At 41.6% G+C, this 23,466-nt stretch carries 20 protein-coding genes and 1 other RNA gene; 12 read left to right on the forward strand and 9 right to left on the reverse strand.

Translation table 11 applies throughout. The features are described 5' to 3' along the window. Positions 1 to 23 precede the first annotated feature (23 nt). The 3 genes from ccsA to GWK08_RS11300 all read right to left on the reverse strand — a co-directional run bounded on the left by ccsA (position 24) and on the right by GWK08_RS11300 (position 3,993). Entirely contained in the window at positions 24 to 3,206 is a 3,183-nt protein-coding gene (ccsA, locus tag GWK08_RS11290; protein WP_163607293.1) for a cytochrome c biogenesis protein, read from the reverse strand. Between the two features lie 95 nt (positions 3,207 to 3,301). Beyond that, entirely contained in the window at positions 3,302 to 3,709 is a 408-nt protein-coding gene (locus tag GWK08_RS11295; RefSeq protein ID WP_163607489.1) for a group III truncated hemoglobin, read from the reverse strand. Positions 3,710 to 3,711: 2 nt separating this feature from the next. After that, positions 3,712 to 3,993, reverse strand: a complete 282-nt coding sequence (locus tag GWK08_RS11300) for a hypothetical protein (RefSeq protein ID WP_163607294.1) — start codon at positions 3,991 to 3,993, stop codon at positions 3,712 to 3,714. Positions 3,994 to 4,072: 79 nt separating this feature from the next. Between GWK08_RS11300 and GWK08_RS11305 the strand changes: the two genes are divergently transcribed. The 9 genes from GWK08_RS11305 (at position 4,073) to GWK08_RS11345 (ending at position 13,920) form a co-directional block, all read left to right on the forward strand. Continuing rightward, positions 4,073 to 4,660 (forward strand): Crp/Fnr family transcriptional regulator, encoded by a 588-nt coding sequence (locus GWK08_RS11305; RefSeq protein WP_163607295.1) that lies wholly within the window; start codon positions 4,073 to 4,075, stop codon positions 4,658 to 4,660. Between the two features lie 19 nt (positions 4,661 to 4,679). After that, positions 4,680 to 5,453: a Rossmann-like and DUF2520 domain-containing protein gene (locus GWK08_RS11310; RefSeq protein WP_163607296.1), complete on the forward strand. Its 774-nt coding sequence runs from the start codon at positions 4,680 to 4,682 to the stop codon at positions 5,451 to 5,453. Next, positions 5,434 to 5,964, forward strand: coding sequence for a KdsC family phosphatase (locus GWK08_RS11315; protein WP_163607297.1), 531 nt, complete (start codon positions 5,434 to 5,436; stop codon positions 5,962 to 5,964). Before GWK08_RS11310 ends, GWK08_RS11315 begins: the two co-directional genes overlap by 20 nt. A gap of 3 nt (positions 5,965 to 5,967) precedes the next feature. Then, positions 5,968 to 6,891 carry a geranylgeranylglycerol-phosphate geranylgeranyltransferase gene (locus GWK08_RS11320; protein WP_163607298.1) on the forward strand — a complete coding sequence of 308 codons (924 nt, stop codon included), beginning with the start codon at positions 5,968 to 5,970 and terminating at the stop codon, positions 6,889 to 6,891. Beyond that, positions 6,892 to 7,479, forward strand: coding sequence for a Maf-like protein (locus GWK08_RS11325; protein WP_163607299.1), 588 nt, complete (start codon positions 6,892 to 6,894; stop codon positions 7,477 to 7,479). 43 nt (positions 7,480 to 7,522) lie between these two features. Then, positions 7,523 to 8,470, forward strand: coding sequence for a septum formation inhibitor Maf (locus GWK08_RS11330; protein WP_163607300.1), 948 nt, complete (start codon positions 7,523 to 7,525; stop codon positions 8,468 to 8,470). 120 nt (positions 8,471 to 8,590) lie between these two features. Beyond that, positions 8,591 to 11,122 (forward strand): PIG-L family deacetylase, encoded by a 2,532-nt coding sequence (locus GWK08_RS11335; protein ID WP_163607301.1) that lies wholly within the window; start codon positions 8,591 to 8,593, stop codon positions 11,120 to 11,122. A 109-nt stretch (positions 11,123 to 11,231) separates the two neighbouring features. Continuing rightward, entirely contained in the window at positions 11,232 to 12,950 is a 1,719-nt protein-coding gene (locus GWK08_RS11340; protein ID WP_163607302.1) for a sodium:solute symporter, read from the forward strand. Then, entirely contained in the window at positions 12,937 to 13,920 is a 984-nt protein-coding gene (locus GWK08_RS11345) for a Gfo/Idh/MocA family protein (RefSeq protein WP_163607303.1), read from the forward strand. Before GWK08_RS11340 ends, GWK08_RS11345 begins: the two co-directional genes overlap by 14 nt. Before the next feature lie 58 nt (positions 13,921 to 13,978). On the opposite strand, the gene GWK08_RS11350 is transcribed toward GWK08_RS11345, so the two are convergent. Together GWK08_RS11350 and GWK08_RS11355 are read right to left on the reverse strand one after the other, a co-directional pair. After that, positions 13,979 to 14,824, reverse strand: a complete 846-nt coding sequence (locus GWK08_RS11350; RefSeq protein ID WP_163607304.1) for a DUF2911 domain-containing protein — start codon at positions 14,822 to 14,824, stop codon at positions 13,979 to 13,981. Positions 14,825 to 14,918: 94 nt separating this feature from the next. Further along, complete coding sequence (locus GWK08_RS11355; protein ID WP_163607305.1) at positions 14,919 to 16,037, reverse strand: T9SS type A sorting domain-containing protein; 1,119 nt, start codon at positions 16,035 to 16,037, stop codon at positions 14,919 to 14,921. Positions 16,038 to 16,280: 243 nt separating this feature from the next. On the opposite strand from GWK08_RS11355, the gene GWK08_RS11360 reads away from it, so the two are divergent. Beyond that, entirely contained in the window at positions 16,281 to 16,952 is a 672-nt protein-coding gene (locus GWK08_RS11360; RefSeq protein ID WP_163607306.1) for an MIP/aquaporin family protein, read from the forward strand. A 12-nt stretch (positions 16,953 to 16,964) separates the two neighbouring features. On the opposite strand, the gene rnpB is transcribed toward GWK08_RS11360, so the two are convergent. After that, positions 16,965 to 17,261: RNase P RNA component class A (gene rnpB / locus GWK08_RS11365), an RNA gene on the reverse strand. Between the two features lie 122 nt (positions 17,262 to 17,383). Between rnpB and GWK08_RS11370 the strand changes: the two genes are divergently transcribed. After that, complete coding sequence (locus GWK08_RS11370; RefSeq protein ID WP_163607307.1) at positions 17,384 to 19,135, forward strand: DNA polymerase III subunit gamma/tau; 1,752 nt, start codon at positions 17,384 to 17,386, stop codon at positions 19,133 to 19,135. A 107-nt stretch (positions 19,136 to 19,242) separates the two neighbouring features. Next, positions 19,243 to 19,824, forward strand: coding sequence for a tRNA-(ms[2]io[6]A)-hydroxylase (miaE, locus tag GWK08_RS11375; RefSeq protein WP_163607308.1), 582 nt, complete (start codon positions 19,243 to 19,245; stop codon positions 19,822 to 19,824). A 63-nt stretch (positions 19,825 to 19,887) separates the two neighbouring features. Here miaE and GWK08_RS11380 read toward each other — a convergent pair whose 3' ends face one another. The 3 genes from GWK08_RS11380 to GWK08_RS11390 are packed head-to-tail and all read right to left on the reverse strand — an operon-like array spanning position 19,888 to position 23,406. Then, entirely contained in the window at positions 19,888 to 20,802 is a 915-nt protein-coding gene (locus GWK08_RS11380) for a Ppx/GppA phosphatase family protein (RefSeq protein ID WP_163607309.1), read from the reverse strand. 7 nt (positions 20,803 to 20,809) lie between these two features. Next, positions 20,810 to 22,915, reverse strand: coding sequence for a polyphosphate kinase 1 (gene ppk1 / locus GWK08_RS11385; protein ID WP_163607310.1), 2,106 nt, complete (start codon positions 22,913 to 22,915; stop codon positions 20,810 to 20,812). Beyond that, a complete protein-coding gene (locus GWK08_RS11390) occupies positions 22,912 to 23,406 on the reverse strand; it encodes a SixA phosphatase family protein (RefSeq protein ID WP_163607311.1) in 495 nt (164 codons plus the stop codon). Before GWK08_RS11390 ends, ppk1 begins: the two co-directional genes overlap by 4 nt. Positions 23,407 to 23,466: the final 60 nt, after the last annotated feature.

The following is a 23,466-nucleotide window of genomic DNA, read 5'->3' on the forward strand; positions in this document are numbered from 1 at the left end:
AAATATGTTAAGGGTAAGACTGTTTAAGCCTTTGCATAGTGCTTTTTATATCTCCAGAAACTCAATGCTCCCAATATAAACACCACTACTACAGAGTAATACACAAAGTTCGGAGTGATAATTTTTTCCCCGCTGGCATAACTGTGCAATCCTGTGAGATAAAAGTTAACCCCGAAATAGGTCATCATAATACTTGCGTAGGCAACGATACTAAAGAAGTTGAATATCCATTTTCCTCTCAGACCAGGTACCAGGCGCATGTGGATCACGAAAGCATAGACCATAATACTTATCAGGGCCCAGGTTTCTTTAGGATCCCATCCCCAGTAACGTCCCCAGCTTTCATTTGCCCACTGACCTCCAAGGAAGTTCCCTATGGTAAGCATTACAAGTCCTACCGTTAAAGCCAGCTCATTGATCACCGTTAGCTCCTGGATATTGAGCTCCATTTTCTTCTTATTCTTTTTGGTGGTCATCAGCATCAGCAATAACGACACTACTCCCAGGATCATTCCGAGCGTAAACGGACCATAACTACCTACAATTACAGATACGTGTATCATTAACCAGTAACTGTTAAGTACCGGCTGAAGATTGGCAATAGCAGGATCCATCCAGTTCCAGTGTGCAATCATCAGGATCATGGAGGTTACAAAGGCCGTTGCCGCAATGGTAAGGTCACTTTTCTTTGCAAAAGCCAGTCCGAGTGCCATGGTGGCCCAGGCAACATATATCATACTCTCATAGGCATCACTCCAGGGAGCATGGCCCGAAATATACCAACGGGCTATAAGTCCGGCGGTATGCAAAATAAAGAGTACAACAATGGCTATCTTACTGATCTTTATCAGCACACCGATAGCTTTACGATCCTTGAATATCTGTATGATAAGGAAAATGAACATCAGAGTTCCCGCATACATATACCAACTGAAAAGCTTCTTAAAAATATCGTATTTGTTATACAGGATCTCTGCATTTACTTTTTTGTCCGAAGGCAGAACTTCCGATCCGTAGTTCTGCTGGTTTTGTTTGAAGGCCTCCAGTAATTTATCAGCCTGTTCGTAATTGCCGGAAGCTTTAGCCTGTCTTAAAGACAGCATATAGAATGGCAGGGAACGCTTAATAAAATTACTGTACAGAGAGTCTTTCACCTCAAGTTGACCGGCATTAAACTCAACTGCAGACACCCATTTGTTGTTGTCATCTTCCGGCAGAGGAAATATCTTTAATATCTGACCTCCCAAAGCCCTGTTCAGCAAGCCCAGTTTCTGATCTGTTTCTTTAAAATCCTTTTGGAACTGGTTAGGGGTATTTGTGGAATATGCCTCCTGCAGATAAGGTGCCAGTTTATAATTCCCCTGAGCATCGAAGAAATCAATTGCTTTTACATATTTCTGATCCTTATCCACACCGATAAGGCTCCTGATACTATCGTTCCCCCTTTTCAGGTACATAAAGTCGATATTAAACCAGACTGCCGGATTCTGTATCATGGAAAGGAATACCTGATTGGCATCCATATCCTTGTACACATCGTTCTTACTGATCTTTCTGAGCAATTCGGATGCGAAGGTATTCACCGGTTTCATTCTTCCGCCGTCATCCTGGATAACAAGAGCTCCGAATTTTGCCGCGTGTTCCGGTAATACTTTGGTAGTATATAAGACTGAATCTATCTGAGCCGGTGTTGGTAATGCATTATGCACATGCCCGTCATCTTCTGTATGCGCATCGGTTTGCTGTGCAAGTCCGCTAAATCCGGTAGCAAGAATAAGGATCAGGCTAAGTGCCGATTTTTTTTCTTTGATCTTTTCGAGCATTTTACCCAGATCCCTGAAGCGGGTCTTCCCATAAAACATAATTCCCATCAGCCCGAGATACAAAAGGAAATATCCGATATACGTGATCCAGGTACCCCAGAAATCGTGATTTACCGAAAGAACAGTTCCTTTTTCATCGGGTTGAAAAGATGCCTGGAAGAATCTGTATCCCCCGTGATCTAGTACATTGTTCATAAAGATCTCGTAATCGAAAGAGCGTTCGTCGTTTACAGTAATTTTACTCATAAATGAGGAGTAACCATTTTCGGTTCCCGGATATTTCTCGGCTATAAAGTCGTTTAGTTTAATACTGAATGGCAATTCCTGACGGATAGAACCGTAGGAAAGGTAGAAATCCAGACCTCCAAGGGCTATATGCCTTGGATCGTTGATGATCCCCTTTCCTCCCAGTAATTTGATCTGTTCTGTTTGCCCCTGAGTAGTGACATTCAGGATAATGGCATCCTGAGAATTTTTGGTCTTCTGATCTTCCGGAAGTTCTATCACTCCGTAACTTCCTTTTATCAGGGGTTCCGGAAAAACAAACTGCATTCCGGCCGTATTATAAAGAGATCTGAGCATCAGAGGTTGTACACTGTCCTTAGCGACCGTACCTCTAAACTGGTCTGCCATTCTCATAAAATCGCCTTCAAAAGGAGATTCTATGGTGTAAATAGAGTCTGTAGTTCTGATATTTATTGCTCCCCGGGTAGGTTTGTTAAGAGCAAAAAGCACATTGTGAATACTAACGATCTCTCCGTTCTTCAGATAATGATCGTGTCTGTTCCCTCCTCCGGCTTCAACGATCTTAAGATATTCATCTCCGTTTTCATCGGGAATGAGTCCCTCATCTGCTCCTTCAATAAAGCCAGCATAGGAGATCGTAAAGTCCTGTTTATTAAAATTGTCATTCCACGGAAAGTTAGCGCGTATACCTTCCTTACTGACTAATACATCATCTTTGAGTTCCTTTCTTAACGCCTGTCCGTCTATCTCTCCGTCAACCAGCACCGTAACATAGGTCTTTTCGGAAAAGAAATAGCTTTCCGTAGCTCCTTCCCTGATCGGCATAATCCCTTCGTAGCTGATATAACGGGTTACAAAAGCTCCGAGAATAATAAGGATCCAGGAAATATGTAGCAGCAACACTGCCCATTTCTCTTTGCGAAGGAGTTTATACCTCCAGATATTTCCAATAAAATTGATCACAAAAAATACCATAATGGCCTCGAACCATTTGGCATTATAGATCCATATTCTGGCAGTTTCCGTACTGTACCAACTTTCGACAAAAGTTCCGAAAGCCATAGCGGTAGCAAAAACAATAAAGAGGACGGCCATTAATCGGGTAGAAAAAAGAATTTTCTTTATATAATCAGTCATTGTAGATAAAGACTTTACGGTGTGAATTTCAGTCTGCAAAATTACGGTCTTTTTGGCAAAATTCACCTTTATTAACAATCTTTTTTCATCTGTAGCTATTCTGTCTTTTCTCCGTTTTTCGAACTTCGGGATTTAAACATCTGCAGATACATAAAACTTCCCATGTTCCGGGCCCTTGCCTTTGCCTTTTCTGTATTCTCTCCTTCAAATAATTCATCCAGTGTCTGAAACCAATGATTCAGCCATATTCCGAAATGATATTCGGATATCTTATGGTCATGAGCAGTATCTACTTCCTGGTGTTTTTGCAGCGGGTTTCCTTTAAATTTCTTCACAAAGAAGAGATTGGTCTCCCAAAAATCGGTAAGACGTTCAAAATGACTTTCCCAGTCATGTATATGCTTGTTAAAAAAAGGGCCCAATAGTTCGTCCTTTCTTATTCTTCCGTAGAAAGTGGTGATAAGAAGAAAAACATCTTCCCTGCTTTTAATGTCTTTTTTAATACTCATAAATAATTAATAACGATCAGAACTGTGTTTAGGAACAAACTAATCAACAGCAAATTAAAGACAATTTTTGTTTTTAACTGCGCCAGGATAGCCGCATTGTAAAACATACATACACAAACACAAAGAAATAATTGCACAAGGAAAAAAGGTCTGTCATTATTTTGCAGGATATACATTGCAGCCACAGATCCCAGGCAACTCTGAAGGATAATGGTCAGCGGAATATACATCATATAGTTCTCCCTGAACTTAGCCAGGTATTGATGATAATATGTCATTGCAATTTTTATTTTTTAATTTCACATTACAAAATTGCCCTTGTTATCTTTGTTATTTTATGATCCAAATCATATACAAATGATCGCTTTTGAAATTCTAAATAACTATCCCTTTACCGAGAGATCCTACAGCAAAGGACAATTGATCTTCGAAGAAGGAGGTACTTCTAATTTTTACTATCAGATCAAAAACGGGGAAATAAAAATGTTCAACCTGAGCCCGGAAGGGAAGGAATTTGTTCAGGGATATTTTAAAGACGGGCAAAGTTTTGGAGAACCTCCCCTGTTGGGAAATTTTAATTACCCGGCCAGCGCCATAGCCACCAGAGACACTGTTCTCTATATCCTTCCGCGGGAAAAATTCCTCGATCTTTTAAAAGAAAACCCGGAAGCACATTTGCAGTTAACGGCCAATTTATGCAACAGGATACACTATAAGGCAACGATCGTTAAGGAAGTTTCGGTCTATCCGCCGGAGCACAGGATACTAACATTGCTGAACTTTCTCAAAACAGAATCGGGAAAAGAAGATATTTATGAAGTGAATCTTACCCGCCAGCAGATTTCCGAACTGACGGGCTTAAGGGTAGAAACGGTAATCAGGGCTGTAAAAAAGTTAGAGCAGCAGAAAAAATTATCTATAAAAGACAGGAAGATCTATCTCTAAATATGTTTATTTTAGCCACATGTTAACACTCAGCATACTCGGAGCGGGTAATGTAGCCACCCATTTGTTCGAGGCCTTTTCCTCATCGCAGGATATCAGGCTGTTACAGTGGTTCGGTAGAGATAAAAAACACATCGAAAAATACAAGGACAAGGTAGATGTAACCGAGGAGTTATCGGACTTAAAACCGGCAGATGTGTATATCGTGGCTATTTCCGATGATGCGATTGGTCCTTTTTCCGAGACGCTTCCCTTTAAAAACAGCCTGGTGGCACATACTTCGGGGAGTGTTGATATCAATGCTTTGGATAGTAAACACAGAAGAGGGGTCTTTTATCCTCTCCAGACACTCTCCAGGGGTAAAAAAACCGATTTTAATAATATCCCGCTTTGCCTGGAAGCCGAAAAGAAAGAGGATCTTGATACCCTTAAAACACTGGCGGAAGCTATTTCCCAAAAAATATATGAGGTAAACAGTGAGCAACGAAGATCGATGCACCTGGCAGCAGTGTTTGTCAATAATTTTGTGAATCACCTCTATCAGATCGGGAGTGATATCTGCCATTTTAACGATCTGAGTTTTGAGATCCTTCAACCTTTGATTGAGGAGACTTCCAAAAAAATAAAAGAACTGCCCCCCTATGAGGCGCAGACCGGTCCTGCCAAAAGAGGCGATGCCAAGACCATAGAAAAACAATTGTATATGCTGGAAAACTCTTTCCCGCAATATACCGAACTATATAAAACACTTACTTCATCAATTTTATCAGCACATGGAGGAAAAAAGCTATAAGGAATACCTGGAACATATAACCACTTTTGTTTTTGATGTAGACGGGGTATTGACCGATGGAACTATTATCGTAACTACAGACGGGCAAATGCTCCGCAATATGAATATCAAAGATGGCTATGCTATTAAAACCGCGGTAGATAAAGGCTATAATGTCTGCATCATTTCGGGAGGAAATAACGAAGGGGTACGCCAACGTCTCAAAGGGCTGGGAGTAACCGATATCTATCTTGGAATTAGCCATAAGACCGAACAACTGGATGAGTACTTTGATATTTACGGGATTAAGGCCGAAAATGTGCTTTATATGGGCGATGATATTCCCGACCTGCCGCCCATGCAGATGATAGGCCTGCCCTGCTGCCCTCAGGATGCAGCTCCGGAAATAAAGAACATCAGTAAATATATTTCACATAAAAAAGGCGGAAAAGGATGTGCCCGCGACGTAATAGAACAAGTACTTAAGGTACAGGGAAAATGGAATAACAATTTTGAAGCCGATTACAACTAGCTCATGATGCGATTCCTGAATCTTATCCGTTATCCGAATCTGATCATTATCGGGCTTACCCAGGTTTTGTTCAAGCATTTCCTTATCGATTCCTTTTTTCGGGAAACAGCCCTGAGTAATATGGAATTCGGGATGCTCGTTCTGGCTACCTTATGTATAGCCGCAGGCGGAAACATCATTAACGATATTCAGGATCAGGAGATAGATCAGGTAAACAGACCCGCAAAACGAATTGTCGGGAGATCGATAAGTGAAAAGCAGGCAAACAATGCTTACCTCATCCTCACATTTGCAGGGGTTGCCCTCGGGTTTTATATTTCCAACCTTATCGGAAAATCGGGATTTGCCGTTCTCTTTGTGATGATTGCCGGCCTGCTCTATTTTTATGCAACTACCATCAAACAGATCCTGATAATCAACAATCTTCTGGTTTCCCTTCTGGTAGCAGCAAGTATCCTTATCATAGGTATTTTTGACGTTCTACCACTCATTTCGGAGACCAATGAATATGTGGTTAAATACCTCTTCCGCATCCTGCTGATCTATTCGGCATTTGCCTTCTTTATTAATTTTATGAGGGAGATCATCAAGGATATTGAAGATGTAGACGGCGATTATACCCATGGCATTCGTACTCTCCCCATTATCCTGGGAAAAGAGCGGACGGTAAAAGTGGTTTGTACATTAAGCCTGCTTCCGCTGGCCGGGGTCTTTTATTTTGTATACACCTATCTCTTTGAAAACCGCATCCTTGTTATTTATTTTCTCTTCCTGCTGATGGCACCTCTCTTCTATTTCCTTTTTTCGGGTTGGGAAGCCAAAAAGAGAAAAGATTTTGCTACATTGAGCATGATATTAAAATTGCTTATGGTGTTTGGGGTGCTTTCCATAATCCCGGTTCATTATTATATTTTAAAAGGAATATAGATGTTGCACGAAGAGCTAAAAGGCTACCATATCATCCTGGCATCAGGTTCGCCCAGAAGGCAACAGTTTTTCAAAGACCTGGGCCTGGATTTCGAGATCCGTTTAAAAGAAGTTGAAGAGATCTATTCGGATCGCCTGAGAGGCAGTGATATTTCCGATTACCTGGCGCAGATAAAAGCCTTACCTCTTAGAGAGGAATTAAAGGAAAAAGAGATCCTGATCACATCAGATACCATTGTATGGTCTGAAGGCAAAGCCCTGGGTAAACCCAAAAACCGGGAGGACGCCTTTAATATGATCCGGTCGCTCTCCAACAATTCTCATGAAGTGATCACCTCGGTATGTTTTACCACCAAAAACGCTCAAAAAACGGTCAACGCCATCACAAAAGTCTACTTTAAGGAATTGAGTGATGAAGAGATATGGTTCTATGTAGATCAATTCAAGCCTTTTGATAAGGCCGGAGCCTACGGCATTCAGGAATGGATAGGTTTTATAGCCGTAACTAAAATTGAAGGCTCCTATTTTAATGTTATGGGACTCCCTACGCATCTTGTTTATAAAACGTTAAGGAGTATGGTAAGCTAAGGGCTTTTCAATACTTTTGAATAACCATCTAAAAAGATCCAAAATGAAATTCGCAAAATATATTTTACCGGCTTCTGTATTTATGGCCATAGTTATCCTGGCCTGTTCCAATACCACCAAAAAAGAAGTTGCAAAAAACGATACCAAAACCGAAGATATTAAGGTTTCTGCTGAAAATCCTAAAAAAAATCTTTCTGAAGAATTTAAAAAATACTGGTATGCAGGAGAAGCAGAGCTTACCTCCTATCAGATCGAGCAGGCCCGTTACGGAGAACTCAGAGACGGAAAGGCCGTACTTGTTTTTGTAACCGAAGACTTCCTCCCAGATGTACAGGTTAAGGCAGACAGGAGAAATCCAGACAATGTACCCGTTTTAAAACTGAACAGTACTAAGAATTATTTGACCGGTGTATATCCCTATTCCATTATGACCAGTACTTTTTACCCGGTTTCGGATAATCGTCATGCCATTAAAGTATCTAACAGTGTTCAGGAATGGTGCGGGCATGTGTATTCTCAGTTAAACAACCGGAAAAAGTTTGAGGTGAGCTCCCATTCGTATTTTGAAGGGGAAGCTGATAAGGATTTTTCAATAGAAAAAGGCATCCTGGAAAACGAACTTTGGGCTAAGATCAGGATCAACCCTGACGGACTACCAACGGGTGAACTAAATATCATCCCTTCTCTTGAATATTCCAGGTTGAGGCATAAAGAATTAAAAGCCTATAAAGCTATCGCTTCCATCGAAGAAAAAGGAGCCTTAAAAGTTTATCGAATAGAATATCCCGAACTGGGAAGAACACTGAGTATAGAGTTCGGTGCCGCTTTTCCTTTCCAGATAGAAGGATGGACAGAATCCTTTAAAAGCGGATTCGGACCAAATGCCAAAACCCTTACCTCTACGGCAAAGAAAATAAAGTCGATAAAAAGCCCGTACTGGAGAAAGAACTCCAATGCAGACCTGGCTTTGAGGGACAGTCTGGGTATCTGAAATCTCACTTATAAAAGGGTCTGAAGCAGGAGAATGAAAAGCTGTTAAAGAAACTTTAAAAGAAGAGCTAAGATGGCTATTCTTAGTATATTTGGTGCAACTCTAATAAAAAACACCAGTATGAGAAAGTCTATACTTCTGCTCATTATTTTTCTATTTAATTTTTCGGTTCAGGCGCAGGCTCCTAAAAAACTATCTTCTACAGAGATCTATGAAGCCGTTCAAAAACTCAACTTTCTGGGAACTGCCCTTTATATTGCGGCACATCCCGACGATGAGAACACCCGTCTGATTGCTTATCTGGCCAACAATATCAAAGCCAGAACAACCTATCTTTCCCTGACCAGGGGTGATGGAGGTCAAAACCTTATCGGTACCGAATTAAGAGAACTCCTCGGGGTTTTAAGAACAGAAGAACTTCTGGCAGCAAGACGTGTAGACGGAGGAGAACAGCTATTTACCAGGGCCAATGACTTTGGTTTTTCCAAACACCCGGATGAGACTTTAAGTATCTGGGATAAAGATGCGGTTCTAAGCGATGTGGTACTGGCCATAAGAAAGCTAAAACCCGATGTAATTATCAACAGGTTCAACCATCGTACTCCGGGAACTACACACGGACATCATACTACTTCTGCTATTTTAAGTGTAGAGGCTTTCGATATTGTAAACGATAAAAATGTATATCCCGAACAACTTAAATATGTAGATACCTGGCAACCCAAAAGACTTTTCTTTAACACCGGTTGGTGGTTCTACGGAAGCAGAGAAAACTTTGATAAAGCAGATAAGACCAATCTCGTCTCTGTAGATGTGGGAGTATATTACCCTCTAAAAGGTCTTTCCAATAATGAAATAGCCTCTATTGCCAGTAGTCAACACCTTTGCCAGGGCTTCGGAAGGGTTTCCTTTAGAGGAAGCCAGGAAGAATGGGTGGAATTGCTGAAAGGTGATGCGCCGAAAGACAAGACCAACCTTTTTGAAGGGATCAATACCACATGGACCAGAGTTAAGGGCGGACAGGCAGTTAAATCCATTATGGACGGAGTGGAAAAGAATTTTAATTTTAACGATCCTTCCTCACACCTTCCGGAACTGCTCAAGGCTTATGATCTTATCCAGAAGCTGGAGAATAAGCACTGGAGGGATCTGAAATCAAAAGAAATAAAAAGGATCATAGAAGCGGTAACAGGTTTATATCTGGAAGCTGTAGCAAATCAGTCCTCAGCTGCACCGGGGGAGAAAGTAACAATTAACCTGGAAGCGCTGAACAGAAGCAGCCAGAAAATTGTCCTTAAGTCGGTAGAGCTATCCGGATACAACCAGAAAACGAATCCCGGACAAATTCTGCAGGATAACAAACGTTGGAATGAAAGACTGGATTTTTCCATTGCAGCCGATGCAAAGTATACAGCTCCCTACTGGTTAGAAAGCAAAGGGTCTTTAGGTACGTATAAAGTAGATGATATCATGCTGAGAGGGCTTCCCGAAACACCAAGAGCGATCTCGGTAAGGTTTACCCTGCAGATCGGGAATACAGACATAAGCTTTGATAAAGACCTGGTCTTTAAATACGGAAACCCTGCCAAAGGAGAGATCTACGAGCCTTTCGAGATACTTCCTCCGGCTACGGCAAGTATGGCAGATAAGGTAACCATCTTTGCCGATGCCAATCCAAGAGAATTTCCGGTAAAAATAAAAGCGGGTAAATCCAATCTTAACGGAACCGTTTCTCTATCCTATCCTGCCGGATGGAAAGTAAGCCCGGAGCGAATAGATTTTTCAATTGCCCAGAAAGGCGATGAAAAAACAGTTGTGTTTACGGTTAGTCCTCCGGATAATGAAAGTGAAGGTTATATCAATCCGGTTATCGAAACAGAAGGTCGTAACTATTCCAAAGAACTTATAGAAATTAATTACGATCATATACCAAAGCAATCCGTATTGCTTCCGTCAGAAGCTAAAGTGGTTCGCCTCAATATTGAGAAAGCCGGTGAGAACATAGGTTATATTGTTGGTGCAGGTGATGGTGTTCCGGAAAGTCTGAAACAAATAGGTTATAATGTTGTTACCATACAACCCGAAGATATTGAAGAAGGTACCCTCGAAAAATACGATGCTATCGTAGTGGGGATCCGTGCCTACAATGTTGTACAATCGCTTAGGTTCAAGCAAAAATTCCTGTTGGAGTATGTGAATGACGGAGGAAATCTCATCATCCAGTACAATACCGCCAGGAGAAATGGCCTGGGTATCGATAACCTGGCCCCGTATGATCTGCAGTTATCCAGAGACAGGGTAACCGATGAGAATGCAGAAGTACGCCTGCTGGCCAAAAAGCATTCCCTCTTAAACTTCCCTAATAAGATCCAGGAAACGGATTTTGACGGATGGGTACAGGAAAGAGGCCTGTATTTCCCGAATAAATGGGGAAGTGAATTTACAGCGGTCCTTTCTATGAACGACAAGGGAGAGAATGCTAAAGACGGGAGCTTACTTGTAGCTCCTTACGGAAAAGGTCATTATATTTATACCGGTCTGAGTTTCTTCAGGGAACTTCCTGCGGGAGTACCCGGTGCATATAAGCTTTTTGCCAATATGCTGTCTATCGGGAAAACCAAAATAGAAAAAAGAGAAAACATAAAAGGATAAACCTATGCTCAATAAATTTGTCTGGAGAAAAAGCTATACTGTGGTTCTTATAGCTAATCTCATCTACATACTTATTTTTTATTTTATAATGACCGGAAACCGATAATCCATGGATAAAATTGATTGGGTAATACTTATCTGTACACTGCTTTTTATTGTAGTGTACGGAGTTCTAAAAACAAGAGGTAGTAAAGACGTTAAAGATTATATTCTAGGAAACAAGGAAGCCAAATGGTGGACCATCGGACTATCGGTCATGGCTACTCAGGCCAGTGCCATCACCTTCCTCTCCACCCCCGGACAGGCATTTCACGACGGAATGGGTTTTGTTCAGTTTTATTTCGGACTTCCTCTGGCCATGGTGGTCATATGTATGGTCTTTATACCAATTTATCACAAGTTAAACGTATTTACAGCATATGAATTCCTCGAAAGGAGGTTTGACCTTAAAACCAGGACACTGGCTGCGGTCTTATTTCTTGTTCAGAGGGGGCTGGCTGCAGGGATCACCATCTTTGCTCCTGCCATTATTCTCTCTGCTGTCCTCGGATGGGATCTGAAGACCTTAAACGTGATCATCGGATTACTGGTAATTATCTATACGGTATCCGGAGGAACAAAAGCAGTGAGTGTAACTCAGAAACAACAGATGTTCGTGATCATGACCGGAATGTTTGTAGCCTTTTTTCTTATTCTGAGTTATCTCCCTTCTGATATTACTTTTAGCAAGGCAATGAAAATAGCCGGTGCTAACGGAAAACTCGATATTCTCAACTTTTCACTGGATACCAAAAGCAGATATACTTTCTGGAGTGGGATTACCGGTGGTTTTTTCCTAGCTCTCTCCTATTTTGGTACCGATCAGAGTCAGGTGCAACGATACCTCTCCGGGAAATCGATCCGGGAAAGTCAGTTAGGGCTCATCTTTAACGGCCTGTTAAAGGTTCCTATGCAGTTCTTTATCCTTCTTGTAGGGGTGATGGTATTTGTCTTCTATCAGTACAATGCATCACCATTAAATTTTAATCCGGCTGCCACGGAAATGGTACTTAAATCGGACTACAAAGAAGAATACCAGGCTCTGGAGGCAGAGCATCAGAAACTGGAGGTCGAAAAGAAAATGGCTCAGGAGCATTTCTCATCAGTACTGGATGTAAAGGAATACAACACTATAAAGGATGCCCAAAACACCATTGTGAGTATTAATGAGATGGAGCGGGAAAATCGTGAGAAAGCCCGTGCCATTATAAAGAAAGCTGATGATTCTCAGGAAACCAACGATAAGGATTACGTATTTATTCATTTTATCCTGAACAACCTGCCCAGAGGGCTTATCGGACTGCTGTTAGCGGTTATTCTGTCTGCGGCTATGTCATCTACCGCATCCGAATTGAATGCATTGGGTACCATTACTGCTATTGACCTTTATAAACGAAGCCATGAAGGAAAGGAAGAAAGAGATAATAAGCATTATGTAAATGCCTCTAAATGGTTTACCCTGCTCTGGGGGGTCATAGCCATTATTTTTGCCAGTTTCGGTTCTTTGGTGGATAACCTCATCCAGTTGGTAAACATTATTGGTTCGGTATTCTACGGAAATATCCTCGGAATATTTTTACTGGCCTTTTTCTTTAAGTTTATAAAAGCAAATGCTGTTTTCTTATCGGCAGTTATAACTCAATTGATCATCTTTTACATTTATTATCAATTTGTTTATGTTGATGAGATGATCGGGTATTTATGGTTAAACTTTATCGGATGTGCGCTTGTTATCTTAATTGCGGTTCTCTTAACGGCATTTAATAAAGTAAGCAATGGCACTTCCTGAAAAAGTAGTACGCTGGGGAATTATAGGTCCGGGAAGGATCGCTCATAAATTTGCACAGGATCTGCAACAGGTCGCTCAGGCCGAACTATATGCCGTAGCTTCAAGAGATCTGAAGAAAGCTGAGGAGTTCGCCTCAGAATACAACGCTCCGCGTTCCTACGGGACTTACAATGAGCTCGTGGAAGATCCGGAAGTTGATATTGTTTATATAGCCACTCCTCATGTATTTCATTATGAGAATAGCCTGCTTTGCCTGAGAAACAGAAAAGCTGTTCTTTGCGAAAAACCCCTGGCCATGAATACAGAGCAGGTCAGCGGAATGATCAAAGCTGCAAAGGAGAACGATACCCTTTTTATGGAGGCTATGTGGACCTGCTTTCTTCCCCACTTTCGTTTTGCCCTGGATTTTATCAGGGAGGAAAAACTTGGGAAAGTAAAAAAGCTGGAAGCAGATTTTGGTTTTTATGCTGCCTTCGATCCCAATTCCCGGCTTTTTAACAAAGAACTTGGTGGAGGAACTTTGCTGGATATTGGTATTTATCCGGTTTTTGCTGCCTTATCTTCTCTGGGGTATCCGGATGAAATAGAAGCTGATGCCAATCTTTGCCAGACCGGAGTGGACGATGAATGCCTCATCAGGTTTAAATATAAGAACGGTGCGGTAGCACGTCTCAAAAGTACGGTGAGAGAGGACACACCTACCAAAGCTGTATTTTACTGTGAACAGGGAGAACTTCATCTGAATACCCGTTTTCATGAAGCAACAGACATTACTATCAAACCTGATAACGGAAAAGAAGAAACTCTCGATTTCGGATATACCAGCAGAGGATACAGTTATGAGGCAGCCCATATGACCGAGCTTTTTCTGCAGGGCAAAAAGGAGAGTCCTCTGATGTCTTTTGAAATGAGTTTACAACTCATCCAACTCCTCGATAAGATAAGAAACCTGATCGGTTTAAAGTATTAAAAACAAAAAGCCCGGTGTTAAACACCAGGCCTTTTTTATTTCTTGGAAATGGCACTTTTTAGAAAGCTCCCCATTCCTTAAGTGAATCTTCGTTTAGCTTTACGTAATCTGCGTTAGGTGCTGCCTTAGCCAGTTTAAGAGATTCTTTAGCTGCCGCGATAGCTCCCTTCTTATCTCCCATTTTTGCAAGGATCAAAGATTTCTGTCTGTACATCCAGAAAGCAGGTTGCTCTCTGTTAGAAATGGCTTTGTTTATCCACTCCTTGGCTTTGTTAAGATCTTTTCCTTCTTCCAGGTAATATACTGCTGCAGAGTAGTAGTCGTTTACAGAAGGACCAGACATAGTTCTTTCAATACTTGCAAGAACCGCTTTTTCTGTCGGTACCTCAAAAGGAACGGCTACATACGCCTGCTCCCAGATAAATTCAAGGTTTGCACCGCTATTGCCAAGGTTATTGAAATCTATGGTAAAGCTCTCTACTTTAAAAGGAACCTTCACTACATTGGCAGAAACTTTTGCTGCTACTTTACTTTCATCCCATTCTCCTGGAGTTCCCCAGTTGTTGGTATCTGCATAAAAGATCACTTCCCAGGAAGTTGCCGAAGGCTTGGTAAAGATCGCATAGGATCCTGCTTTTAATTCCTGACCTCCTACTTTTACATCATCGCTAAAGCTAATTACCGTATTGGCATTGGCACCTGTTCTCCATAATTCTCCATAAGGAACCAGGTTTCCGAATATTGTTCTTCCTTTCATAGATGGCCTGGAGTAAGTTACGCTTACATCGGTAAGACCTACCTTTTGTTCTATTTTGGCCGTTGGACTTGGCTGTGGTGTTGTAACCTGCGCATTTACAGTAAGTGCGGCTATTACAAAGCTGAAAAATAATGCTATTTTTTTCATGTTTTTATTAGTGTTAGTTATTACTAGCACGAAATTACTCCATAAAAAAGGTATTAAATGTTAAGGAAAACTTAAAATGAGCTTGCAGTTACAGTTATTTCCTGATAAAACTCTTACTCACGGTTCGGGATTCAAAACAAAACTTTATATGATAAAAACCCGTTTGTAACGAAGATATATCTAATCGGTTGTCTTCAATAGCAGAAGCATTTTCATCAATGACCTTCCTGCCGGTCTCGTCAAAAATGATCAACCGGAGAAGTGGAGCATTAAGTCGGTTCTCAAAATTCAGAAAATCGCTTCCGGGATTAGGAAAAATTACCAGATCTATATCAACCTCATCCGGGTTAGACCCATCATCGGTATTGAAAGCAAACAATTTGGGTTCCAGAGTAAAAAATGCGGTACTCCTTTCACTGGAAAACATATAGCGGTCAGATGAAATTCCGGCAATCCCTTCTATCTGGGCAAAACCTATTTCCTCGGAAATATTGGTCTTGATCTGGGTTCCGGCAAAAATATTATTCGTGGTCAGGCCTGAACTTCTGCTGATAAAAGGCAACAAAGTGGGGCTGTATCCGCAGATATACAGCAATTGGGTATCCGGATTGTAAGTAGCTCCGGTTACCAGTCCCTGTATGTCAAAATCCCCTAGGTTACGTGCAATATGATCTCCCGGCTCCAGCGGAACGCTGTAGGCAGAGGTTTCCCGGTCTATCCATTCCTTGGTAAGGATCACCAGCATATTATCGAACACAAAAAGGGCTTCCGCATCCCAGTTGGTATTATTAAGGCTGGGGGTAAAATCGGTCTGATCTTCATAACTGAAGGAGATAATATCCGCATTAACAGTGTCTCCTGCATCGTAATCGGATTTTGCTATACGGTATATCCTGAGGTCCGTTCTGCTTCCGCTATTGTTACCGATATCTCCGATATAGATATAATTGTTATCCTGGCTTATATCTTCCCAGTCAACATTGGTGGCATTCATTATGCTCACGGTCCGGCTTATCGCATTGGTAAGTGTATCTATTTCATAAAGCTCCGCAGCTCCGCCAGAATCGTTGTGAGTAATGAGTTTGTTATTGTAAAAGATGAGTCCGGAATTTTCTTCCACTTCACCTGGAAGTGTCCCCTTTTCGGTGAATCCGGTCTGTGCCGAAACTCCGAAAACACACATAAAAAACAGAATAATACCCCCTCTGATCATAGATTAATAGCTTGTTCTTAAAAATAATAAGAATCGGTTTATTCCGGGCTTTAAAACAGATAAACAGTAAAATATAACTGTAAAATCAAATATATTTCCCCCTTACCGTTGCCCAATCATTAACATTCACATAACGTTCTCATTTTAAAATATTCTATTTTTGCCATTGCAAATAAACCGTAACCATGGCAAAGGGCTGAAAGTGATTTGTCCTTTCCGTCTCCTAAAAGCAAATATTGACAGATGAAAAACTCCAAGAACTACATTGCAGAATTTATAGGGACCTTTTCTCTTGTTTTCTGCGGAACAGGAGCTATGACCATTAATGAAGTAACCGGAGGAGAGATCGGGCACGTAGGAGTAGCTATTACCTGGGGACTTATTGTAATGGGAATGATCTACGCATTTGGGGATATCTCGGGTGCACATTTTAACCCTGCCGTAACCATTGCCTTTGCTTACGCCAAAAAGTTTGCCTGGAAAGAAGTTCCCAAATACGCATTCTTTCAATTCCTTGGAGCTATTGCCGCCAGTTCCTTATTGTTGTTTTTATTTCCCGACAGCGAATATTACGGGGCCACGATCCCGTCTGTAGATGCTTTAAGGGCCTTTGTGCTGGAATTATTGCTCACCTTTTTTCTTATGGTGGTGATCATTAATGTTTCTACAGGCTCAAAAGAGATCGGGGTGATTGCCGGAATTGCAATCGGTGGAGTTATATTACTTGAGGCCATGTTTGCAGGCCCTATTACCAAAGCTTCTATGAATCCTGCACGTTCTTTGGGGCCGGCCCTTATCTCCGGTCACTTCCAACATTTGTGGCTTTACTTCCTGGCTCCTGTTATAGGTGCTCTTCTGGCTGTAGTAAGCTGTAAGCTGGTAAAGGATGAGAACTGCTGCGACGAAGATTGCTAAATCCAAAGAATAAAAAAAAGCAGGCCGATAAGCCGGATTCTGTCTGGTCTTATCATTTATCTGGATTGCCGGTTACCCGACAATTCTAACCGCCTACCCTCCAGCATCGGGCGAGCAACCCTCAAACACTGGTATACATGGCGTTGCACCGTATAGAGTTTACCTGATTTCACTACAGCCTTACCTGTACATTCTTTCTGCTGCACTTGTCCTCGTCTTTCAACGGACGGGCGTTACCCGCTATACTGCTCTTTGGTGTCCGGACTTTCCTCCCCCGAAATAAACAGGAGCGATAAGATAGCCTGCCGGCGCAAAACTACATTTTTTATTCATAGCAACCTCAGGAATTGTTAATAACTCCTCCGAAAATTCAGTTGCAGGAATTCAAAATCTTTGGGAGATTTTTATCTTTGTGGAACCAGTTTTTCTATATGGAACATTTCATAGTATCGGCAAGAAAGTATCGCCCGCAAACGTTTAAAGACGTTGTCGGGCAACAGGCAATTACCAATACTTTGCTGAATGCCATAGAGAACAATCACCTGGCTCAGGCACTTTTATTCTGTGGCCCCAGAGGGGTAGGAAAAACAACCTGTGCCCGTATCCTGGCTAAAAAGATCAACCAGGACGGTACCGAAAATCCGGAAGAGGATTTCGCCTTTAATATTTTTGAACTCGATGCGGCATCCAACAATTCCGTGGATGACATCCGAAGCCTGATCGATCAGGTACGCATCCCTCCCCAGGTTGGTAAATACAAGGTGTATATCATAGACGAGGTTCACATGCTTTCACAGGCAGCATTCAATGCTTTCCTGAAGACGCTGGAAGAGCCTCCGAAACATGCCATTTTTATCCTGGCTACTACAGAAAAACACAAAATTATTCCCACCATCCTCTCCCGTTGTCAGATCTTCGATTTTAAAAGGATCACGGTAAGCGATGCCAAGGAGTATTTAAAATATATTGCAGAAAGCCAGCAGATCCAGGCTGAGGATGATGCTCTTCATATTATTGCCCAAAAAGCAGACGGAGCTATGAGGGACGCCCTCTCGATTTTTGACAGGGTGGTGAGTTTTGCAGGATCCGAGCTAACGAGAAAGGCGGTTACCGAAAACCTGAATGTACTCGATTACGAGACTTATTTCGAGGCTACCGACAGGATACTGGAAAACAATATTCCTCAGTTACTTCTCAATTTTAACGATACCCTGGCCAAAGGTTTTGACGGGCATCATTTTATTTCGGGACTCGCTTCCCATTTCAGAGACCTGATGGTCTGTAAAAACCCTTCTACCATAGCTTTACTGGAGGTAGGAGAACGCACCAGGCAAAAATATACGGAACAATCTCAGAATACCTCTCTCCCCTTTTTAATGAAGGCGATAGAGCTGGCCAATGAATGCGATCTGAATTATAAGGTCAGTAAGAATCAGCGACTGCTGGTAGAACTTTGCCTTATGCAGCTTGCCTCCATCACTTTCGATGGAGAAAAAAAAAATGACGGACCCTTCATAATTCCCGCTTCCTTTTTTGTTAATGGCAGCGCGGTAACCGTAAAAACCGAAAGCCCGACTCCAGTACCTGCATCTGCAGAAACCGATAGTAAACCGGTTGCAGAAGAAAAAGTGGAAACCCCGGCAGAAATACCTGCAAACGAACCTGAGACTGAAGAAGAAAAAACAGAAGCACCTCCAAAGATCCAGCTGAAGGATATAGGAAAAAGGGTTTCAGGCCTTTCCCTTTCAAGCATTAAAGCGAAGAAAGAGCACGAGATAAACAAGATGGAGGTTGTGATCGATGAAGAGCAACTCCCGGAAGACAGCTTTAAGGAAGAGGAAATGCAGGATGCCTGGAGTGATTATATAAAGAAGATTGAAGGGGATGGGAAAAAGATAATGGCTTCCAATCTTGCAGCCGATACTCCCAAACTAAGAGATACAAATACCATCTGGATCGAACTTCCGAACGATACCATGAAAAAGGAGATCGAAAGGGAGCATTATCCTTTGATGGAACACCTAAAAAAGCGACTTAACAACTACAAGATCGAGCTTAAGATCACTGTAAATGAAGTAGCTGCCAAAAAATATGCTTTTACCCCTCAGGAAAAATATGAGAAGCTGAGAGAAAAGAATCCCCTGCTGGACAAGCTGAGAAAAGAATTTGATCTGGACGTATAAAAACTCCTTTTAAGAACCGGCCAAAAGAGTTTTAGTATATATGAGTTAGCTTAAATTAGAGTTAAGCCTTATTAAAGAAAAGAGATAAACACTGAATTTTTGATAAAATGCTTGGATTAAAATTACCTACAGACCCTCGTTGGGTAAATATCGTTGAAAAGAATATAGAAGAGATCCTTACCGATCATGCTTATTGTGAACAAAAAGCGGCTTCAATGGCCATTTCACTGATCATAGGATTTCCGGAAAGAAGTGACCTCGTACAGGAGATGACTGCTTTGGTAAAAGAAGAGATCAGCCATTTTAAAATGGTACACGACCGGATCCTTGAAAGAGGATGGAAACTGGGCAGAGAAAGGAAGGATGAATACGTTATAGAACTGATGAAATTTTTCCCAAAAGGAGGCAGCAGGGAAACACACCTCATCCACAAATTATTATATGCCGCCATGATAGAAGCCAGGAGTTGTGAACGCTTCCGTCTCTTATCCGAAAATATCAATGATAAGGAGCTGGCCACCTTTTACAGGAACCTGATGGCGAGTGAGGCTAACCACTATACCATGTTCCTTGGTTTTGCCAGGAAATACGGAGATCGGGAAGAAGTAGATAAGAAATGGAACGATCTTCTGGAATATGAAGCCGAGATCATGAAAAACCTGGGAAAAAAAGAAACCATGCACGGCTGATTAAAGAAAAACCGGGATCAGCTTCTCAATTAAATCGATACTAATAATAAAAGGGCTAAAAAATCAGCCCTTTTTCTTTTTCGTTTTGTTATTGTAGTAATTGTGGTAAAGCATCTTGATCACACCATCGGGCAATCCGATCTTAGGTACATGTATTTTTTTGGCGCCACTCCATTTGGCCGCCAACAGATAGATACGGGTTGCGGGAATGATCACATCCGCCCGGTCGGGATTCAGTCCCAGTTCTGAGATCCGGTCTTCATAACTCAGGCTTTTAAGAAACTGATACTGCGCATTCAGCCAGATATAGGACAGCGGTTCTCCGATCTTCCTTCCGGATATTTTGTGAAGTTTATTGATATTTCCACCGGTACCCATAATAGAGATCTTGGAAAGGTTGGAAGTGTACTGCTTTATCCATTTCTCAATTTCATCCCAAACAGGCTGGCCCACCATTTCATTAAGCAATCGCACCGTACCGATCTTAAAAGACCTGGAAGCGATGACCTTTTCGCCTGTAAAAACAGTAAATTCGGTACTTCCCCCTCCCACATCCACATAGAGATAGGATTTGTCTTTTTCTATAAGTTTGTACAGATCGGTGGAAGCAATAATTGCAGCTTCCTTTTTTCCGTCGATAACCTCTATATTAATACCCGACTTTTTCTTTATCAGTCCTACAACCTCCTGCCCGTTATTGGCTTCTCTCATTGCCGAAGTAGCACAGGCCATATACTTTTCCACGCCGTGCACATTCATGATCAGCTTAAAGGCTTTCATGGCATCGATCATCCTCTGTTTGTTCTCATCGGAGATCTCACCAAAGGTAAAGGAATCCTGCCCAAGGCGGATAGGAACCCTTACCAGGGAACTTTTCCTGAACTGAGGGCTCTTTCCTTTTTCCTCTATGACGTTATTTATCAAAAGCCTGATCGCGTTGGAACCGATATCGATAGCTGCGAGTTTTCGTATTTTCAAATCTCAATTAGTTTTTGTTCGACATTTTTGCGAGATAGTAATCGTATGTAGCAAATTGTGAGCGAATTTTTGGTTTGTCGTTTCTGCGATACGCATTATTCTGATCTACAGAAAATACCCTGGCCTTTACATTGTCGTTCCAGGCAATATCGAAGGTATCCAGCAGTTCCTTTTTAATATCTTCATCATACACCGGACAACCTACTTCTACCCTGTTGTCAATATTTCTTGTCATCCAATCGGCCGAAGATATATATATTTTAGAATTCCCGTTGTTGCCAAAAATATAGAGTCTGGGGTGTTCGAGGAATTTATCCACAATACTGATAGCCTCAATGTTCTCACTCATTCCTTCCACCCCGGGTATCAGGCAACAGATCCCCCTGATGATCATCTGTACCTTAACTCCTGCCCTGCTTGCTTCGTAGAGCTTATCGATCATTTTATAGCTGGTCAAACTATTCATTTTAAGTTTGATATAGGCTTTTTTTCCCGCTCTGGCATTCTCTATTTCTCCGTCTATAAGCCTGAATAAGGCACTTCTGGTGTAGTGAGGAGAAACGATCAGGTGTTGATACCTGTTTACTTTATAATTGGCTTCAAAGAAATTAAAGACCCTGTTTACTTCCTTCAGGATATCCGGATTGCATGTAAAGAGTGTATAATCCGTATAGATCCTTGCAGTCGATTCATTAAAGTTCCCCGTACTGATAAAACCATATCGTTTAAGTTTATCCTCTTCCAGGCGTTCGATCACACATATCTTACTGTGTACTTTAAGGCCGGGAACTCCGAAAATCAGGTTTACGCCTTCGGACTGAAGCTGTTCGGCATACATAATATTGGCTTCTTCATCAAAACGTGCCTGCAATTCTATCTGAACGGTTACCTGTTTTCCGTTTTTAGCTGCGTTGATAAGGGAGCTGGCAATATGAGACACCTTGGCAAGTCTGTAAACCGTTAGTTTAATAGATCTTACCTGAGGATCCAGGGCTGCCTCTCTCAAGAACTTTACAATATTGGAAAAGGTGTGATAGGGAGCGTACTGCAAATAATCTTTCTTAGATATCTTCTCCAGGAGGCTTCCGTGCTGTTCCAGCCCGATTACCGGAAGAGGCGGATATGTCTTATACAACAGATCATGTCTTCCAAGGCTCGGAAAGCTCATATAGTCCCGTCTGTTATGGTAGCGTCCACCCGGAATAACACTATCGGTGTTTTCAATTCCCATTTTATCCATCAGGAACTTAAGGGTATCCTTATCAATCTCCTTATCGTAGACAAAACGGACAGGTTCGCTTATTTTACGTCCTTTTACACTGGTAGATATCTTTTCGATAAAACTCTTACTCAGATCGTTGTCTATATCCAGTTCGGCATCCCTGGTAATCTTAATCATATGAGCACTAAGGGATTCGTAGTCGAAAATACTGAATATGATCCCCATACAGTGACGAATAAGATCATCCAGCAGAATAATATATTGTTTATCTCCCTCAGTAGGCAAAACAATAAAACGATCCATGGACTTAGGGATCTCGATAAGAGCGTATTTTATATTGGCTCTTGAAGTACCTCCGAATATCTTTTTGATCCCTTTGGTCTCTTCATCCTTCAGAACGAATTTAATGGCCAGATAAGCTGCACTATCCTTTAATAACGGGAGTTCATCCAATTCGTTCAGGATGATGGTCATCAGGGCCGGGCTCACTTTTCTGAGAAAATAATCCTCAAGAAATGCACTTTGGGACGGACTTACCTCCTCCTCATTAATGATAAAAATATTCTCGGCCCGAAGCTCTTCTTCAATACCCTTCAGGATATTCAAACTGTCGGCCTGCTGTTTGATAACTATTTGAGTGATCTCTTCCAGAAGATCCTTTGCATTAGCACCTCCCAAAACACTCTTTCCCTTTTTTCCCGCAAGGGCAATCCGTTTTACCGTGGCATAACGAACTTTAAAGAATTCATCCAGGTTATTGGAAAAGATCCCCAGAAAACGAAGTCTTTCAATTAAGGGAACGGTATTATCCTCTGCTTCCTGAAGGACTCTTGCATTAAATTGTAACCAGCTTATCTCTCTGTTTACATATTGATTTTTGGGTTCACTCATTTTTTTAGTTGCTTTGGGAAAAGGGTTAGTTCTGTCTTTCCTTCATCTATGTTTTTCCAGCTATCCGTATTGAATTCGATAACTACCACTCCACTGGTTGTCACATTATCTATATATGTGCTTCCGAATAAGTTAGCTACGGAGGTAAATGCATGATTATGCCCAAAGATCATAATGGTTTGGTGTGAATCGTCCGCATTTTTAAGGAAGCGTACCACTCCCTCTCCTCCAAAATCGTAAAGATCTTCCGTAACGGTCAGTTTGGAAAAGGGGATATTCAGATTCCTCAAAAAGATAGTACAGGTATGTAATGCCCTGTTTGCAGGGCTCGAAAAAACAGCATCTGCAGAAGGTAGTTTCCCTCCCAGATATGAAGATACCAAATGCGCATCATTTATTCCACGCTGAGCCAGGGGTCTGTCCCTGTCTGCTGCATCGTAATTCCACGATGACTTGGCGTGTCTTACTAAGATTAATTTCCTATTCAACATTCTTAAAACTTACAATTAAACGTATAAAACCGCGTTTTTGTCTTAATTTCTTTGTCAGAA

The organism is Leptobacterium flavescens (assembly GCF_010671605.1).
GTDB lineage: Bacteria > Bacteroidota > Bacteroidia > Flavobacteriales > Flavobacteriaceae > Leptobacterium > Leptobacterium flavescens.

What these genes read in the sequence shown, in the direction of transcription:
- miaE (WP_163607308.1), top strand. Translation starts at nt 19,243, where the DNA reads ATGCTTGGATTAAAATTACCTACAGACCCTCGTTGGGTAAATATCGTT.
- GWK08_RS11355 (WP_163607305.1), bottom strand. Translation starts at nt 16,037, where the DNA reads ATGATCAGAGGGGGTATTATTCTGTTTTTTATGTGTGTTTTCGGAGTT.
- GWK08_RS11325 (WP_163607299.1), top strand. Translation starts at nt 6,892, where the DNA reads ATGTTGCACGAAGAGCTAAAAGGCTACCATATCATCCTGGCATCAGGT.
- GWK08_RS11310 (WP_163607296.1), top strand. Translation starts at nt 4,680, where the DNA reads ATGTTAACACTCAGCATACTCGGAGCGGGTAATGTAGCCACCCATTTG.
- GWK08_RS11350 (WP_163607304.1), bottom strand. Translation starts at nt 14,824, where the DNA reads ATGAAAAAAATAGCATTATTTTTCAGCTTTGTAATAGCCGCACTTACT.
- GWK08_RS11360 (WP_163607306.1), top strand. Translation starts at nt 16,281, where the DNA reads ATGAAAAACTCCAAGAACTACATTGCAGAATTTATAGGGACCTTTTCT.
- GWK08_RS11335 (WP_163607301.1), top strand. Translation starts at nt 8,591, where the DNA reads ATGAGAAAGTCTATACTTCTGCTCATTATTTTTCTATTTAATTTTTCG.
- GWK08_RS11300 (WP_163607294.1), bottom strand. Translation starts at nt 3,993, where the DNA reads ATGACATATTATCATCAATACCTGGCTAAGTTCAGGGAGAACTATATG.
- GWK08_RS11320 (WP_163607298.1), top strand. Translation starts at nt 5,968, where the DNA reads ATGATGCGATTCCTGAATCTTATCCGTTATCCGAATCTGATCATTATC.
- GWK08_RS11345 (WP_163607303.1), top strand. Translation starts at nt 12,937, where the DNA reads ATGGCACTTCCTGAAAAAGTAGTACGCTGGGGAATTATAGGTCCGGGA.
- GWK08_RS11305 (WP_163607295.1), top strand. Translation starts at nt 4,073, where the DNA reads ATGATCGCTTTTGAAATTCTAAATAACTATCCCTTTACCGAGAGATCC.
- ccsA (WP_163607293.1), bottom strand. Translation starts at nt 3,206, where the DNA reads ATGACTGATTATATAAAGAAAATTCTTTTTTCTACCCGATTAATGGCC.
- GWK08_RS11315 (WP_163607297.1), top strand. Translation starts at nt 5,434, where the DNA reads ATGGAGGAAAAAAGCTATAAGGAATACCTGGAACATATAACCACTTTT.
- GWK08_RS11340 (WP_163607302.1), top strand. Translation starts at nt 11,232, where the DNA reads ATGGATAAAATTGATTGGGTAATACTTATCTGTACACTGCTTTTTATT.
- GWK08_RS11370 (WP_163607307.1), top strand. Translation starts at nt 17,384, where the DNA reads ATGGAACATTTCATAGTATCGGCAAGAAAGTATCGCCCGCAAACGTTT.
- GWK08_RS11390 (WP_163607311.1), bottom strand. Translation starts at nt 23,406, where the DNA reads ATGTTGAATAGGAAATTAATCTTAGTAAGACACGCCAAGTCATCGTGG.
- ppk1 (WP_163607310.1), bottom strand. Translation starts at nt 22,915, where the DNA reads ATGAGTGAACCCAAAAATCAATATGTAAACAGAGAGATAAGCTGGTTA.
- GWK08_RS11330 (WP_163607300.1), top strand. Translation starts at nt 7,523, where the DNA reads ATGAAATTCGCAAAATATATTTTACCGGCTTCTGTATTTATGGCCATA.